This window comes from Marinobacter sp. B-12 (assembly GCF_056857915.1).
The window spans coordinates 1-13,999 of the sequence record NZ_JBSXOB010000063.1 but is presented as its reverse complement, the minus strand read 5'-3'; the positions used below and the strand labels follow the sequence as shown (position 1 = coordinate 13,999).

Genomic DNA, 13,999 nt, shown 5'->3' with positions numbered 1-13,999 from the left:
CAAGGAGCTACCATGGCTTTTCTGAAACATAACGGCCGCACTGTCTGTTACCGCCTGCTCGGTGATAGCGCGAAACCGCTGCTGATGCTGGCACACCCCCTGGGCATGACGCAGGCCGTGTGGGACGACATGCTCCCTGCACTGCTGAACAGCTTCCGGGTACTCACCTGGGACTTGCCAGGACATGGCGCCAGCGCGGCCTGGCCAGAGGCCAGTGACCAGATCGCCCCTGAAGATCTGGCACAGGAGGCCCTCGCACTCGCCACTGCCGCCGAGGCACAGCGTTTCCACTTCGCGGGCACGTCCATCGGGGGCGTGATTGGCCAACAGCTCGTCAGCATGCATGCAGACCGATTGCTGTCCGCCACACTCACCAACACCGGAGCCGTCATCGGCACCCCCGACGCCTGGAACACCCGTTCTGCGAGCGTTCTGGAACTGGGCCTGAGCACCATGGCGGTGGATATTGTGCCGCGCTGGTTCGGCCCCGCCGTCTGCGAACAGCAACCAGCGCTGGTGGAAGGCTGGCGCGTGATCATGGGGCGCGGCGATAACCGTAGTTATGCCCTGCTGTGCGAAATGCTGGGGCGGGTCGACTTCCGCAAAATGCTTGGCGAGCAACGCGTACCACTCCGGTTGGTGGGAGGGTCCGACGACGTGGCCACACCGCCAGACACCCTGAGGGCGCTGGCCGACGTCAGCGGCGCGGTGGAGCCGGTCATTCTGGAGCAGGTTGGCCACGTGCCTTCCGTTGAGTGCCCGGACAAGCTAACCCAGATCCTGGTCAACAACCTGGCCTGATCGACATAAAAGCCAGGCCCGTTCGTCTCCCGGCCTGGCTTTTACTCTCGCCAGCACCCAACTTCACTATACGGACACACCTCTGCACTCAGCGGATAGTGGCGCCGCCAAAAAAGCCTTAGCGTTTCAGCACAATCAGAACTATTGCCCTGCGGAAACACCACTATGGCCGACACCCTCGCGTTCGAACAGGAACCGACACACTCCGGAACCTCCAAAACTCCCATCTACGGCGCACTGATCCTGGCGTTAGTGGGCATCGTATTGCTGCTTGCCACGGCAGGCAGCCTCCTTCAGGTTGTTGCCGCAACTCTGACCCTGGGTCTTGTTGCCGCCGCTCTCGCCCTCTGCGTGAAATGGCAGCCAGAGGTTATCACCGTCCGTGAGGAAATACCGGTGCCCGTACCGGAACCTGTCGCAGAGCCGGTGCCGGAAACCAACCTGCAAGAGCAACCGTTAGCCCCCGACCCCATGCTTATCAGCCACCTCGACGATTTGCGCAATAATGTCGAGGTCATCCTGGAAGAAATGGGCGAGGCCGGCAAACTCGCCAAGGCATCGGGCGCCAAGGTCACCCACAGCGCCAGCTGCATTTCCGACTCCGAAGCCTCCATCCGGGAGCTGGCCGACTTCATGGGACGCATTGACGAGGTCTTCACACAACTGGGTACACAGTCCGAGGAAATTGGCACCATCGTCGGCAACATTCAGGATATTGCCAAACAGACCAATCTGCTGGCCCTGAACGCTTCCATTGAAGCCGCCCGGGCGGGGGAACATGGCAGGGGGTTCGCCGTGGTGGCAGACGAAGTGCGCCATCTTGCGGTTCGTGCCAACGAATCCAGCGAAGGCATTCGCGCCATCGCCAACAGCCTGACAACCACGTCGGTGGACGCGGGCAATGGCATGGAGAGAATCCGCGAGTCGTGCAACCAGTGCCTGGGCCAGTCCGGTGAAGCCTTACAGGCAATGAAGGATATTCAGGCCGGGGCCGTGGCCCGAATGGAAGTGGTGCAGGGAATTACCGAGCGCTTGCAGGTGCAGCGCGAGCTTACCGATCAGCTTTATACCGACCTCAGTACTGCACGCTGATCCGTGTTGCCGGGCCCTTCCCTCCGCCGAGTGACAACCACAGACATTAGGGCCCGTTCTCACTGCTGGCTTTGAAGCGGCGATACAGTGTCGCTCGACCAATGCCCAGCCGTTTCGCTGCCCGGCTGACATTGCCTCCCTCAATAGCCAGCGCTTCGTCAATAACATTACGTTCCAGGGACTTGAGGGTACCGCCTCTATTCACCGTACGATTGCTTCCAACGGCCACGGTTGTCGGGGCCGCTATTTCTTCCGGCAAATGGCAAAGTTCCAGCACTTCATCAGGCTCCGCCAGTGCGTCGGCATGGGTCAGAGCGTAAATGAGCTCACGGACATTTCCCGGCCAGTCGTAACGGATCAATCCATCCAGACAGTCTTGTGAGAGCTCGCGACTGCCCTGTGTCAGAGCCCGGCACCGGTCGACAATGAAGTTTTGCAGGTCCGAACGTTCCGCCAGCCTTGGCAAGCGTACTGTCATACCTTTAATGCGATAGAGCAGGTCTTCGCGGAAATCCCCGTTTTGGGCGGCTTCCGATAGGTTCCGATGGGTTGCGCAGATCAACTGAAAACGGACCGGCTTCGGTGTTGCACTTCCGAGACGGGTCACTTCCCGAGTTTCCAACACTCTCAATAACCGCGACTGAAGTCCCAACGGCATGTCACCAATTTCGTCCAGAAACAGGGTGCCACCATCCGCATGCTCAATCTTGCCAGGAGCACCCCCTCGCCGAGCACCCGTGTAGGCACCCTCGGCATGGCCAAACAATTCGCCTTCAATCAGCGACTCCGGGATGGCGGCGCAGTTGATGGCAACGAACGTGCCGGAGGAAGACATGCTGCCACTATGAAGCGATTTCGCCATCACTTCCTTCCCGGTTCCGGTCTCTCCCAGTATCAGCACCGGCAATCCCTTCTCCATCGCTCTGCCTGCAAGGGTGGCCTGACGGCTGATGGCAGGATCACCAAAATCCGTGGAGTCCGGCAAACGCTTCGCCGGAGGATTCGCAGAACTGCGCCTGACGGTTTTTCGAGCATCGGTATTCACCGGGCGAAGCGAAAATGACAGCCCGGAGTGCATCCTGGCCGTCATCGGCTGCTTCCGACCACGAAACCCATCGACCAGCTCATCAAAGCGCAGGTCAAACAGATCCTGAAAGCACAACGTCTCATCCGTTGAGGCCAGCCCCGTCAACTCACGCACACGCGGCGACAGACCCAGCACCTGCCCCTCCTGCCCAAGCGCTACCAGTAGATCACCAGAGGCACGAAGATCATTCTGTTCCCAACCTAGGCTGACCATGAGCCAGGGCGACAACATCCCCATCAACTGGCGTTCGACCCGAGCCGAACACTGTTGCACCAACGAAAGAGCGCTTCCCGGCTCCAGCGGATTACCACGGGTAATATCGATGGCACCTAGTACCCGGCCCATGGGGTCGACAATGGGAGAAGCCGCACAATTGAATACCCGGTTGGCATGCAGGTAGTGCTCAACTCCAGAGACCAGTACAGGACGCCGTTCTGACACGGCACAAGACATCGCAGAAGTGCCGATGGTCGCCTCGGAAAGGTTGACGCCCTGCCGGAACGCACCGTTAATCAGAGTGTTAGCGCATCGCCCCGAACGTCGCGCCGCCAGAGCAACCCCTTTGTCATCCGTCAGTAGGACGGAATAGCCGGCGCCATTAACGGTCTGGCCTAACTGTTCCAACGGCTGGGTGGCCGCCTCCAGCAGGATTTGGTTGCTGTCCATGAGCTCCAACAGACCGCTTCTGGACACAGTGTCGAATTGAACCCGTTCACTGACGTTTTTGCTCGCTGCGGAACAACGCTGCCAGGAATTGACAATAGCATCGTCAATCAAGCCCGTTGGAATCTGACCATGTTCGAAAAACGTTTCACGTGCCTTGGCTCGCCTGTGGTCGGCAGGAATAATGGCGTTCATAATGTTACCTCTCTCGCAGGGCTGATTATCTTCGTTTGATGCGACCCTGCGTTCTGGCCATGTCGGCTCTTGTTGTCATACCCGTGAAACTTTAACACGTTTATTTGTAACGATTGCGTGGAAATTCGTTGGTATGCCACGCACTGTCTCATTATGAGACAGTGTCTCGGTGTTTCTCGGATTGGGACATTCATGACTTCGCCCAGCCCCCTCTCCAAATAGCCACAACCACTTAGACTTATGAATTAAAACATTTTTTCATAAACTTAAATTACTGGCACGATCATCGCTATCCGTTTTCGCGTTGACAAAAACAACACGAAATCTGGAGACCAACCATGCGATCGACCTTAAAGAACATACCATCCAAATCATTTGCCATGGGTTCTGCCCTAGTGTTTGCCACCGGCCTTTTCACCGCCACGACCCAAGCAGCCGAAATTGCCACTGACCCAGGCGACTACACACCGCTGCCAGCAGGCGTGAATCTTGGCATTCTCTATGGACAATATGCCACCCGTGACACCGTCTACGCTGATGGCGACAAGGTGCCCGTGGATGCTGGACTGGATACCACCATCGGTCTCGCCCGTTTCGTTCACTACATGGACATTGGTGGTGTGATTGTGGACCCACAGATCATTGTGCCTTTCGGCAAGGTGGAACTGGAGGAACCGTTTGGCCCACTTCAGCCCACGTCGGAAAGCGGTGTCGGCGACCCTATCGTTGGTGCAACTGCCTGGGTTCTCAATAACCCCGATAATCAGCAATGGGTTGGCCTGTCCGCTTTCGCCTCTGTGCCTATTGGCCAGTACGATGAGAATAAGGGGCCGGTGAACATTGGCGAGAACCGCTGGAAAGGCATTTTTCAGGCGGCCTACGTCAAACATTTGAGCAACAGTGTGGTCCTGGACCTGATCGCGGAGTATTCCGTGTATGGAGACAATGACGATTTCCTGGGCTTCGAACGCGAACAGGAAGATGCCCAAAGCCTGCAGGGTCATCTGCGTTACCTGTTATCCAAGCAAAGCCATGTTGCCCTTTCCTACTACCATTCCTTTGGAGGCGAAACCACCGTTGGCGGACAGGATCAGGACGACCGCGTCAACACCAACCGCTGGTTGGCCACCTATGCCACCTTTGTCGACCCGACCGTGCAACTGCAGGTTCAGGCCGGCCAGGACATTAACGTGGAAAACGGGTTCGAAGAGGATACCCGCGTGAACTTCCGCGTACTGAAGGTATTCTGAGCCCATATTCACAAGAAAGAGCCTGCTAACCCAGGCAATGATTCCGGAGAAGACTATGAGTCAGATGAGCGAAGAGACCAAAGAAGCCATCGACCAAATCAATCGCTTAAGCCGCCGCAGCTTCCTGAAGGCCGCCAGCGGACTTGCGGTGGCGGCCTCCATCGGTACCGGGCTGTTGGGTGCAGCGAATGCGTTCGCGTCCATGCCCGAAGGTATCAAGGTCATGTCCGCCAGCGAATACCAGGTCATGCACCGACTGATGCAGGTGGCGCTGGCGAGCGAGGGCACCGGCCTGGTTCCCGCCAGCGAGATTCCAGTGATGCAGACTCTGGATGCCGCACTGCTGGCCACCATGGAACCCCATATCCTGGAAGGTCTGAAAGGTGGTATCGCTTACTTCAATGACGGCCCCAAAGCCGAGTATGGCAAGCCCTTTGTGGAATTATCCGACAAGCAAGCCGCAGCCTTTTGTGACACCTGGGCCGATTCCGATGAGGTGCCCCACCGGGCACTTGCCATGGGCCTGAAAAAGCTGGTTGGTCTGGCCTACTGGGCGAACCCTCCCACCTGGGAGCCCCTGGGATACGGCGGCCCGGTAACGGATAAATGGAACCTGGAATCGTTGGGCAACGCCCCTCTACCGAAAAGCTGAAGGCGGGAGTAGATCATGCAAGACACAATCAAGGCTAAAAACGTGCCTGCCCACGGTTTGCAGGTAACCCAGGCGTCTGATGTCACCAGTGAGAACATTGAACTCAATGCAGACGCAGTGATCATCGGTTCTGGCGCTGGCGGTGCCATTGCCGCCTATGAGCTGGCGAAGGCGGGCAAAAAAGTGGTGGTTCTGGAAGCCGGCCCCTACGTGCCTTCCGAAAAATTCACCGAAATGATGGCCGTGTCCATGGACCAGCTTTACGCGGACCAAGGCGGCCAGGCCAATTCCGCCGGTGACATCTCGATCCTGCAGGGGGCCTGTGTGGGTGGCTCTACCGTTGTAAATGCCGCACTGTGCTTCCGCACCCCTGACTATTATCTGGACCGGTGGGCAAAAGAGTTCGGGCTGACAAACCTGACTCCCAAGGTCATGCGCCCATACTTCGAGAAAGTCGAGGCCAATCTCGGCATCTCCCCCAACAAGGCCTTTGAAACCAGCCCCGGCGCCCAACTGCTCAAGAGCGGCATGAAGAGACTGAACCTGCCGGAGGGCAATGCCGTACGCAACATCCGCAACTGCGCCATGACCGGCTTCTGTTTCGCCGGCTGCAAGTCGGATCGCAAACAGTCCATGCTCATTACTTACCTGCCCTGGGCCGTGGCCTACGGTGCAACCATCTACTCCGACACCCGGGCCACGCAAATCCTGGCGGAAAATGGAAAGGCAACCGGCGTGCTGGCGGAAATCGTCGACCAACAAAGCAAGACCGTCAAAAGCAAACTCAGGGTTAATGCCCCGATTGTGGTCGGTGCCGCCGGACCGATCCAGATGCCCATCCTGCTGCAGAAAAGCAATCTGGCCAATGGTAACGGCCAGGTTGGCAAGAACTTCGCCTGCCACCCCACCATGTCGGTCACCGGTATGTTCGAGGAGAATGTCGACAACTTTTACGGCGCCACTCATTCGCTGTACATGGACAAGTACACCATGCCGAAGGACGGTGGTTACCTGTTACTGGATGCCATTCAGGACCCGGTAGAGGCCAGCTTCCAGGTGGAGCCGGGCACCGGCAAACCCTACGCGTCCTACATGTCGAAATACCGGAATACCGTTCGCCTTATTACCCTCATCCACGACCAGAACGTGGGGGAGGTGAACTGGAAGAACGGCGTCAAGGAAATCAAATACTTCGTGGACGATGCCGACTTCGAGATTATGAAGGAAGGCCTTAAAACCAATGCCCGGGTGCTGTTTGCCGCCGGCGCCAAGCAACTCTATATCCCCACGTCCCAGAAACTGACCATCGATAGTGCGGATCAGATCGATGCGGTGATCGATAGCCTCGACAATGAACCGGCGCGCTACCGTTACACGTCTTTCCACCCTCAAGGCACCTGCCGCATGGGCGCGGACCCAAAGACCACGGTGGTTTCGCCCATGGGTGAAACCCACGAGGTGAAAAACCTCTACATCGTGGATGCAAGCCTGCTGCCTACATCGATCGGCTACAACCCTTCGGAAACCGTGTACGCACTGGCCCATTACATCAGCGACCAGATCAACCGGGCCCATGCCTGATTACGATAAAAGCGTTTAGGAGCACATACCATGGACATGCCAGTAAACCCTGTGTGGCAACAGCATCTTTTCCTGGGCTCATGGCAGATTGGGGAAGGCGAGCAGGTTGACGTTATGGAACCCGCAACCGGAGACGTCATTTCACAACTGAAAGCGGCCACCCCGGCTGATGTTGACCGGGCCGCCAAGATTGCCAACGAGGCCCAGAAGCAGTGGATGGCCGTTCCGTTTGACCAGAAAGCAGAGATTCTGCGCAGAGCAGCGGCCCTGCTCAAGGAGCGGGCTGACGAGATCAACGGCTGGAACACCCGTGAGTGCGGTTCCATAGGCCCGAAGGCGGACTGGGAGTTGCAGGCCACCTATGAACAGGCCCAGATGGCAGCCGCTCTGCCCATGCAACCCAGTGGCGAAATATTTCCATCCAACATGCCTGGGAAGCGGAATTACTGGAAGCGAGTGCCCATTGGCACCGTGGGCGTTATAGCCCCCTGGAACTTCCCTATCCTTCTTGCCATGCGGTCTGTGTTCCCTGCATTGGCCATGGGTAACTGCGTGATACTGAAGCCCGATCCCAAGAGCAGTATTTGTGGTGGTGTGCTGATGGCACAGGTTCTGGAAGATGCCGGGCTCCCGAAGGGTGTATTTCACGTGTTGCCAGGCGGGCCAGCAGTCGGCCAGGCCTTGGTAGAGCACTCGCTGGTCAAGATGATCTCATTCACCGGCTCAACCGCCGTGGGCAAGAAGATTGGTGAAACCTGTGGCCGAATGCTAAAGAAAGCGGCACTGGAACTCGGCGGCAACAACGCTCAGGTGGTGCTTGAGGACGCGGACCTGGACATCGCCAGCTCCTGTGGGGCCTGGGGCTCGTTCCTGCATCAGGGGCAAATTTGTATGCAGACCGGGCGGCATCTGGTCCACAGCTCGGTGGCTGATGAGTACATTGAACGCCTAGCCTCTCGCGCCGGGAACCTTGCTTACGGTAACCCAGCGCAGGAACAGGTTCACCTCGGCCCCCTGATCAACGAGGTTCAGGCAAAACGTGTCGAGGACATCGTCAACCGCTCAGTCGAGATGGGCGCCAGAATCGTCGTTGGCGGAAAACGTAACGGCAACTATTACGAGGCCACCGTCATTGCAGACGTCACCCCGGACATGCCCGTTTTCTCCGAAGAAGTCTTCGGCCCGGTTGCGCCAGTGATGACCTTCGACTCTGATGAAAGCGCCTGCGCTCTGGTGAACGAATCACCGTATGGTCTGGCGGCTGCCATCCATTCGGGATCAACAGAGCGTGCTCTGAAAATTGCCAATCAAATTCAGGTGGGAATGGTCCACATTAACGATCAAACAGTGAACAACGAATTCCAGGTGCCCTTCGGCGGCATGGGCAGTTCTGGCAACAGCGGCCGTTTTGGCGGACCGGCAAACATTGAAGAGTTCACCACCAGCCAGTGGGTCAGCGTTATGGAAGAAGGCATCCAATACCCTTTCTGATAATCGACCTGAACTCCGCTTTTCCTTGTTGAGTGGCGATCCCTGAGGGGACGATCTGCTCTTGCCCGAGGAGCTCCGCAGCTCTTCGGGCTTTTTTTATGTTTCAAGTGCCTGAACTCCACAATTCAGTGGATCCCTCTGCAAACACCGGACACCTCTGTGCAGAAAACGGATATCTCCGCAGCCCCTTCACGCCTCTAATGACAGAACCCACAACAACAATCTGAGGTGTTGAAATGAGCAGGATCAAAACGCTTGCCGGTGCTGTACTGGCAACCACCCTTACCGCCGGGCTTTCAACGTCTGCCCTGGCGGCCGCTGGCGATCCGGTAAAGGTCGGACTCATGCTTCCGTTCAGCGGCATCTACGCACAACTGGGCGAAGCCGGCCGCGATGGCCTGAAACTGGCCCTGAAAGAACACGCCGAACAGTTACACGGTGCTGACATTGAGTACATCGAGCTGGACACTGAAGCCAAACCTTCACGGGCACCGGAGCTGGCTTCCTCGCTGTTGAATCAGCACGAAGCGGACTTCGTGATTGGCCCGGTTCATTCCGGCGTGGCCATGGGCATGATCAAGATGCTGCGCGGCAAGGACACCATCATGATTATCCCGAATGCCGGATCCGCGGCCGCCACTGGCCCTCTGTGCGCACCAAATATCTTCCGGACATCGTTCTCATCCTGGCAGCCGTCCTACCCCATGGGCAAAGTGGCTCTGGATAAGGGCTACAAGAAAGTTTACGCCATCAGTTGGAACTACGGCATGGGCCGTGAAAGCCTCGACGCCTTTGAAGAATCCTTTACCGCCGGTGGTGGTGAAATTGTCGAGAAGGTGTTGCTGCCGTTCCCGTCTACCAACTTCCAGTCGCACGTCAGCGACATCGCCGCCACCAACCCTGACGCGGTCTTCACTTTCTTTGCCGGTGGTGGCGCCATCAAATTTGTGAAGGACTACGACGCCATGGGCCTGCGCGGCGAGATTCCGCTGCTGGGTTCCGGCTTTCTTACTGAAGGCACCCTGCAGGCCCAGGGCGACGCTGCCGAAGGTGTGATGACCGGCCTTCACTACGCAGAACAACTGGATGTCCCCAAAAACCAGGAGTTCCGCGAAGCCTTCAACACCGAGTACGGCCACTACCCGGACATCTATGCGGTCCAGGGCTACGACGCGGGCCAGGCCATCGCCAACACCATCGACCAGCTTGAGGGTGATATTTCAGACAAGCAGGCCGTGATCAGCACCATGGAAAAGCTGACCATCGATAGCCCGCGTGGAGAATTCACCTTCTCCAAGGCACACAATCCGATTCAGAACATCTACCTGCGGGAAGTGAAAGATGGCGTGAACGTGGTGCAGAGCATCGCCGCCGAAGCGTTGGAAGACCCTGCCCGTGGCTGCAAGCTCTAAGCACGGGCTCTGAATCCCCCGGCGAAAGCCGGGGGCTCATCTGAAGCTCCCTTGCCCACACCTGAACTGACTTATCCGTAAAACCGTTGGGTATCACTATGTCTACCGAACTTTTCTTCGTGCAACTTATTAATGGTCTCCAGTATGGGTTGCTTCTGTTTTTGATCGCCTCCGGCCTGACCCTGGTGTTTGGTGTCATGGGCATCCTTAACCTGGCCCATGGCTCCATGTACATGGTCGGTGCCTATCTGGTGTGGTACTTCGTTGCGGTAACCGGCAGCTTTACGGTATCCGCCATTCTCTCGGCGGTCATCGCCCTCGGCCTGGGCATACTGATCGAACGGGTATTGATACAGCGGTTGTACAACCGCAACCACCTGGACCAGGTACTGCTGACCATCGGCATGATCTTCGTGTTCAACTCGCTGCAAAGCATTCTCTGGGGCAACGACCCTTATGGCGTCGCGGTTCCTGACGCGCTGAGCGGTTCCGTACCCTTCACCGACAACTCCAGTTACCCGGTTTACCGCATCTTTGCGGCATTCATCTGTATCGCCATCGCCGCCGCGCTTTATTTCGTGGTGAGCAAGACCCGCCTGGGCATGCTGATCCGTGCCGGAGAATCCAACCGGGAAATGGTGGAAGCCCTGGGCGTCAATATCAAAAGCCTCTACACCATCGTGTTTGCGATTGGCGTCATGCTGGCCGCGGTGTCTGGCATTATCGCCGCCCCCATGCGCTCCATTGTTCCGGGTATGGGCGAAAGCGTCCTGATTACCTGCTTCGTGGTGGTGGTCATCGGCGGCATGGGTTCGATCAAAGGCGCCTTTGTGGGAGCCCTCCTGGTGGGGGTTATCAGCACATTCGCTGCGGTACTGATGCCCACCATGTCCAACATGATTATCTACATCTTTATGATCCTGGTGCTGCTGGTGAAGCCCCAGGGCCTGTTCGCCAAGTAAGCGGGAGCCGAACATGATTTTCGAGAAACGCACCGAGCGCATTTTTCTGGCGATCTTCCTTGTGATCGCCCTCTGTATTCCTCTGTTCCTTGAGGACAATTCGTTCTTCGTCGGCAAAGCCACCACCATCCTGATTCTGGCGGTGTTCGTGATGTCACTGGATTTTCTGGTAGGGCGTGTTGGCCTGGTGACCTTGGGGCACGCACTCTTCTACGGCTTGGGTGGTTACCTGTTCGTGATCGTTACTCCGGAATACGAAGCCGTCAACTTCTGGCTCTACGCCCTGTACATCATGGGTATCAGCGCTGTGGTCGCTCTGGTTGTCGGTGTTGTGGTGCTGCGAACCTCCGGCATCTATTTCATCATGATCACCCTGGCCATCTCGCAGATGGCCTACTACTTCTTCTTCGACTCGCTGGAATTCGGGGGCAACGACGGCTTGTTCATTTTCATGAAGCCGGAAACCAGCATCTTTGGCCTGAACTTCCTGAACCTGGATAACCCCACGCACTTCTATTACCTGTCGCTGCTGGCGGTGTTGGTCACCCTGCTGGCCATCAAGATCATCCTGCGTTCGCGCTTTGGCCGGATTGTGGAAGCCAGCCGCCTGAATCCGGAACGCACCGAGGCCTTGGGCTATAACATCTTCGCGTTCCGACTGATCAGCTACATCATTGGCAGCACCCTGGCGGCCTACGCCGGTTTGTTATTCGCCCTGCAGTACGGCTACGTCAATCCGCAGTTCATGACCTGGGAAATGTCCGGCACCGCCCTGGTGATGTCCATTCTCGGTGGCATGGGCACCATCTATGGCGCCATCCTTGGCACCATCACTTATGAGGGTCTGCAGTATTTCTTCGAGCACATGAGCGAAGACTGGATGCTGTTCATGGGCGCCGCCATCATCCTGATGGTCCTGCTGCTGCGCAAAGGCCTGGCCGGTTACCTTGAAAAGCTGCTGGAGAAATAATCATGGCCAACGACATCATTCTGGAAACCGAATCCCTCAGCAAACACTGGGGCGGCATCAAGGCACTCAACGACATTTCCCTGCAGTTTCATGACCGACAACTGCACGGCGTGGTCGGTCCCAACGGCGCGGGCAAAAGTACGCTGCTGAATATGCTGTGCGGCACACTGAAACCGACCAGCGGGTGTATTTTCCACAAGGGCGATCAGATTGAGGGCATGAAACCCTGGAAATTTGTGCGCCGGGGCATTGGCCGCAGTTTCCAGAAAACCAACATCTACGCCGATGTCACCTGTCTGGAAAACTGCGCCGTAGCCGCTCAACGCCGCTTCACCGGCAGCTTCAATCTGTTCGCGTCGCGGCATTCCAACAAACTGGTTCGGGAAGCGGCTGAAAAAGCGCTGTGCCAGGTGGGGCTCGATAGCCGCATCCACACCGTCGCAGCGGAAATATCCTACGGTGAGCAACGCCAGCTTGAGTTGGCGATGGTGCTGGCAACCGACCCCTGCATCCTGCTGCTGGATGAGCCTATGGCGGGCATGGGTCACGAGGAGTCCCAGCGCATTATCGAGCTGCTGAACGAACTCAAGCAGACCTACAGCATTGTGCTGGTGGAACACGATATGGATGCCATCTTCGAGCTCTCCGACCAGCTGACCGTACTGGACAACGGCACCCATCTGATCACCGGCACCGTGGATGAAGTACGTAACGAGCCCCGGGTGAAAGAAGCCTACCTGGGCAAGGAAGACGAGGAGGAAGCGGCATGAGCAACAGTCTTCTGGAAGTTAAAAACCTCAACACCCTGTATGGCCGAAGCCACATCCTTCACGATCTGTCGTTCCGGCTGGATAAGGGGCAGTCCATGAGCCTGATGGGGCGTAATGGCATGGGCAAGACCACCACGCTCAAGTCCATTCTTGGCATCGTGCCGCCCCGCAGTGGTCATGTGTATTTCGACGGACAGGACATCAGCAACCTGCCGACCTGGAAGCGGATGCGCCGCGACATAGCCTATGTTCCCGAAGGCCGGGGCATGTTCCACAATCTGACGGTGAAGGAACACCTGCAAATGGCCGCCCGCCCCGACAGCAACGGCAACACCGGCTGGAATTTCGATCGGGTCATGGATACCTTTCCGCGCCTTCAGGAGCGCCTGTCAAACCTGGGTACGGAGTTGTCCGGGGGCGAGCAGCAGATGCTGGCGATCGGTCGCGCGTTGGTCACCAATCCCCGACTGATGATTCTGGACGAGGCAACCGAAGGTCTGGCGCCGCTGATCCGCCAGGACATCTGGAACGTGATTGCCACCATTCGTGAGTCGGGCATTTCCACACTGATCGTGGACAAGAACATCAAGGCGCTGAAAAAGCTCTGTGACCGTCATGTGGTGGTGGTGAAAGGACAGGTTCACTTTGATGGCAGCTCCGAAGAACTGGACCAGAATCTGGAAAAGGTCGAAACCGCACTTAGTGTTTAGATGTACCCCAAACAGCCTGCTGCAGAATCCGATCTAAGGTGGTAGCCGCTCAATTGGTTTGAACCATTGTTCCGCGGACATTCTCAAATGCCCGCGGAACAATGGATAACCCGGACATATTTCCGCCTGCGTTCTTAACGAATCATCGAAGCAGATAGCAATGTTTAAACTGAGACCGCCCCAGGCAGCGCAGAGAAACTCGGTACTTTAAATGCCTTATTACTAGTGTTCCGTTCGGTTAATTCGCTGTCTCATAAAGGTTATAATGGGAACTCATCGATCAGCAAGCATAGGTTTCCATTGTGCCCAAGCCCGCAGCCCCATTTAATCTGACCGTAAACGATCAACTGGAACTCGAAGGCT

12 protein-coding genes are annotated in these 13,999 nt (G+C 57.0%); 11 read left to right on the top strand and 1 reads right to left on the bottom strand.

Annotation, left to right across the window (positions count from 1 at the left end; translation table 11 throughout):
• Positions 1-12 precede the first annotated feature (12 nt).
• Together AC13D2_RS17780 and AC13D2_RS17775 are read left to right on the top strand one after the other, a co-directional pair.
• Positions 13-801 (top strand): alpha/beta fold hydrolase, encoded by a 789-nt coding sequence (locus AC13D2_RS17780; protein WP_317307192.1) that lies wholly within the window; start codon positions 13-15, stop codon positions 799-801.
• A gap of 165 nt (positions 802-966) precedes the next feature.
• Positions 967-1,893: a methyl-accepting chemotaxis protein gene (locus AC13D2_RS17775; RefSeq protein ID WP_317307193.1), complete on the top strand. Its 927-nt coding sequence runs from the start codon at positions 967-969 to the stop codon at positions 1,891-1,893.
• Between the two features lie 46 nt (positions 1,894-1,939).
• On the opposite strand, the gene AC13D2_RS17770 is transcribed toward AC13D2_RS17775, so the two are convergent.
• The gene (locus AC13D2_RS17770) at positions 1,940-3,838 is read right to left on the bottom strand and encodes a sigma-54-dependent Fis family transcriptional regulator (protein WP_317307194.1); all 1,899 of its coding nucleotides are present in this window, start codon (positions 3,836-3,838) and stop codon (positions 1,940-1,942) included.
• Positions 3,839-4,176: 338 nt separating this feature from the next.
• Between AC13D2_RS17770 and AC13D2_RS17765 the strand changes: the two genes are divergently transcribed.
• The 9 genes from AC13D2_RS17765 to AC13D2_RS17725 all read left to right on the top strand — a co-directional run bounded on the left by AC13D2_RS17765 (position 4,177) and on the right by AC13D2_RS17725 (position 13,636).
• The gene (locus AC13D2_RS17765) at positions 4,177-5,088 is read left to right on the top strand and encodes a transporter (RefSeq protein ID WP_482938965.1); all 912 of its coding nucleotides are present in this window, start codon (positions 4,177-4,179) and stop codon (positions 5,086-5,088) included.
• 55 nt (positions 5,089-5,143) lie between these two features.
• Complete coding sequence (locus tag AC13D2_RS17760) at positions 5,144-5,740, top strand: gluconate 2-dehydrogenase subunit 3 family protein (RefSeq protein ID WP_317307196.1); 597 nt, start codon at positions 5,144-5,146, stop codon at positions 5,738-5,740.
• A 15-nt stretch (positions 5,741-5,755) separates the two neighbouring features.
• Positions 5,756-7,321, top strand: coding sequence for a GMC family oxidoreductase (locus AC13D2_RS17755; protein ID WP_317307197.1), 1,566 nt, complete (start codon positions 5,756-5,758; stop codon positions 7,319-7,321).
• 30 nt (positions 7,322-7,351) lie between these two features.
• Positions 7,352-8,812: a benzaldehyde dehydrogenase gene (locus AC13D2_RS17750; RefSeq protein WP_317307198.1), complete on the top strand. Its 1,461-nt coding sequence runs from the start codon at positions 7,352-7,354 to the stop codon at positions 8,810-8,812.
• A gap of 236 nt (positions 8,813-9,048) precedes the next feature.
• A complete protein-coding gene (locus tag AC13D2_RS17745; protein ID WP_317307199.1) occupies positions 9,049-10,224 on the top strand; it encodes an ABC transporter substrate-binding protein in 1,176 nt (391 codons plus the stop codon).
• A 98-nt stretch (positions 10,225-10,322) separates the two neighbouring features.
• Positions 10,323-11,186, top strand: coding sequence for a branched-chain amino acid ABC transporter permease (locus AC13D2_RS17740; RefSeq protein WP_075195473.1), 864 nt, complete (start codon positions 10,323-10,325; stop codon positions 11,184-11,186).
• Positions 11,187-11,199: 13 nt separating this feature from the next.
• Positions 11,200-12,156 (top strand): branched-chain amino acid ABC transporter permease, encoded by a 957-nt coding sequence (locus AC13D2_RS17735; RefSeq protein ID WP_317307200.1) that lies wholly within the window; start codon positions 11,200-11,202, stop codon positions 12,154-12,156.
• A gap of 2 nt (positions 12,157-12,158) precedes the next feature.
• Complete coding sequence (locus tag AC13D2_RS17730) at positions 12,159-12,926, top strand: ABC transporter ATP-binding protein (protein ID WP_482938964.1); 768 nt, start codon at positions 12,159-12,161, stop codon at positions 12,924-12,926.
• The gene (locus tag AC13D2_RS17725; RefSeq protein WP_075195476.1) at positions 12,923-13,636 is read left to right on the top strand and encodes an ABC transporter ATP-binding protein; all 714 of its coding nucleotides are present in this window, start codon (positions 12,923-12,925) and stop codon (positions 13,634-13,636) included. The genes AC13D2_RS17730 and AC13D2_RS17725 overlap by 4 nt, the downstream gene beginning before the upstream one ends.
• Positions 13,637-13,999: the final 363 nt, after the last annotated feature.

What these genes read in the sequence shown, in the direction of transcription:
- AC13D2_RS17725 (WP_075195476.1), top strand. Translation starts at nt 12,923, where the DNA reads ATGAGCAACAGTCTTCTGGAAGTTAAAAACCTCAACACCCTGTATGGC.
- AC13D2_RS17770 (WP_317307194.1), bottom strand. Translation starts at nt 3,838, where the DNA reads ATGAACGCCATTATTCCTGCCGACCACAGGCGAGCCAAGGCACGTGAA.
- AC13D2_RS17730 (WP_482938964.1), top strand. Translation starts at nt 12,159, where the DNA reads ATGGCCAACGACATCATTCTGGAAACCGAATCCCTCAGCAAACACTGG.
- AC13D2_RS17755 (WP_317307197.1), top strand. Translation starts at nt 5,756, where the DNA reads ATGCAAGACACAATCAAGGCTAAAAACGTGCCTGCCCACGGTTTGCAG.
- AC13D2_RS17775 (WP_317307193.1), top strand. Translation starts at nt 967, where the DNA reads ATGGCCGACACCCTCGCGTTCGAACAGGAACCGACACACTCCGGAACC.
- AC13D2_RS17780 (WP_317307192.1), top strand. Translation starts at nt 13, where the DNA reads ATGGCTTTTCTGAAACATAACGGCCGCACTGTCTGTTACCGCCTGCTC.
- AC13D2_RS17735 (WP_317307200.1), top strand. Translation starts at nt 11,200, where the DNA reads ATGATTTTCGAGAAACGCACCGAGCGCATTTTTCTGGCGATCTTCCTT.
- AC13D2_RS17760 (WP_317307196.1), top strand. Translation starts at nt 5,144, where the DNA reads ATGAGTCAGATGAGCGAAGAGACCAAAGAAGCCATCGACCAAATCAAT.
- AC13D2_RS17745 (WP_317307199.1), top strand. Translation starts at nt 9,049, where the DNA reads ATGAGCAGGATCAAAACGCTTGCCGGTGCTGTACTGGCAACCACCCTT.
- AC13D2_RS17750 (WP_317307198.1), top strand. Translation starts at nt 7,352, where the DNA reads ATGGACATGCCAGTAAACCCTGTGTGGCAACAGCATCTTTTCCTGGGC.
- AC13D2_RS17740 (WP_075195473.1), top strand. Translation starts at nt 10,323, where the DNA reads ATGTCTACCGAACTTTTCTTCGTGCAACTTATTAATGGTCTCCAGTAT.
- AC13D2_RS17765 (WP_482938965.1), top strand. Translation starts at nt 4,177, where the DNA reads ATGCGATCGACCTTAAAGAACATACCATCCAAATCATTTGCCATGGGT.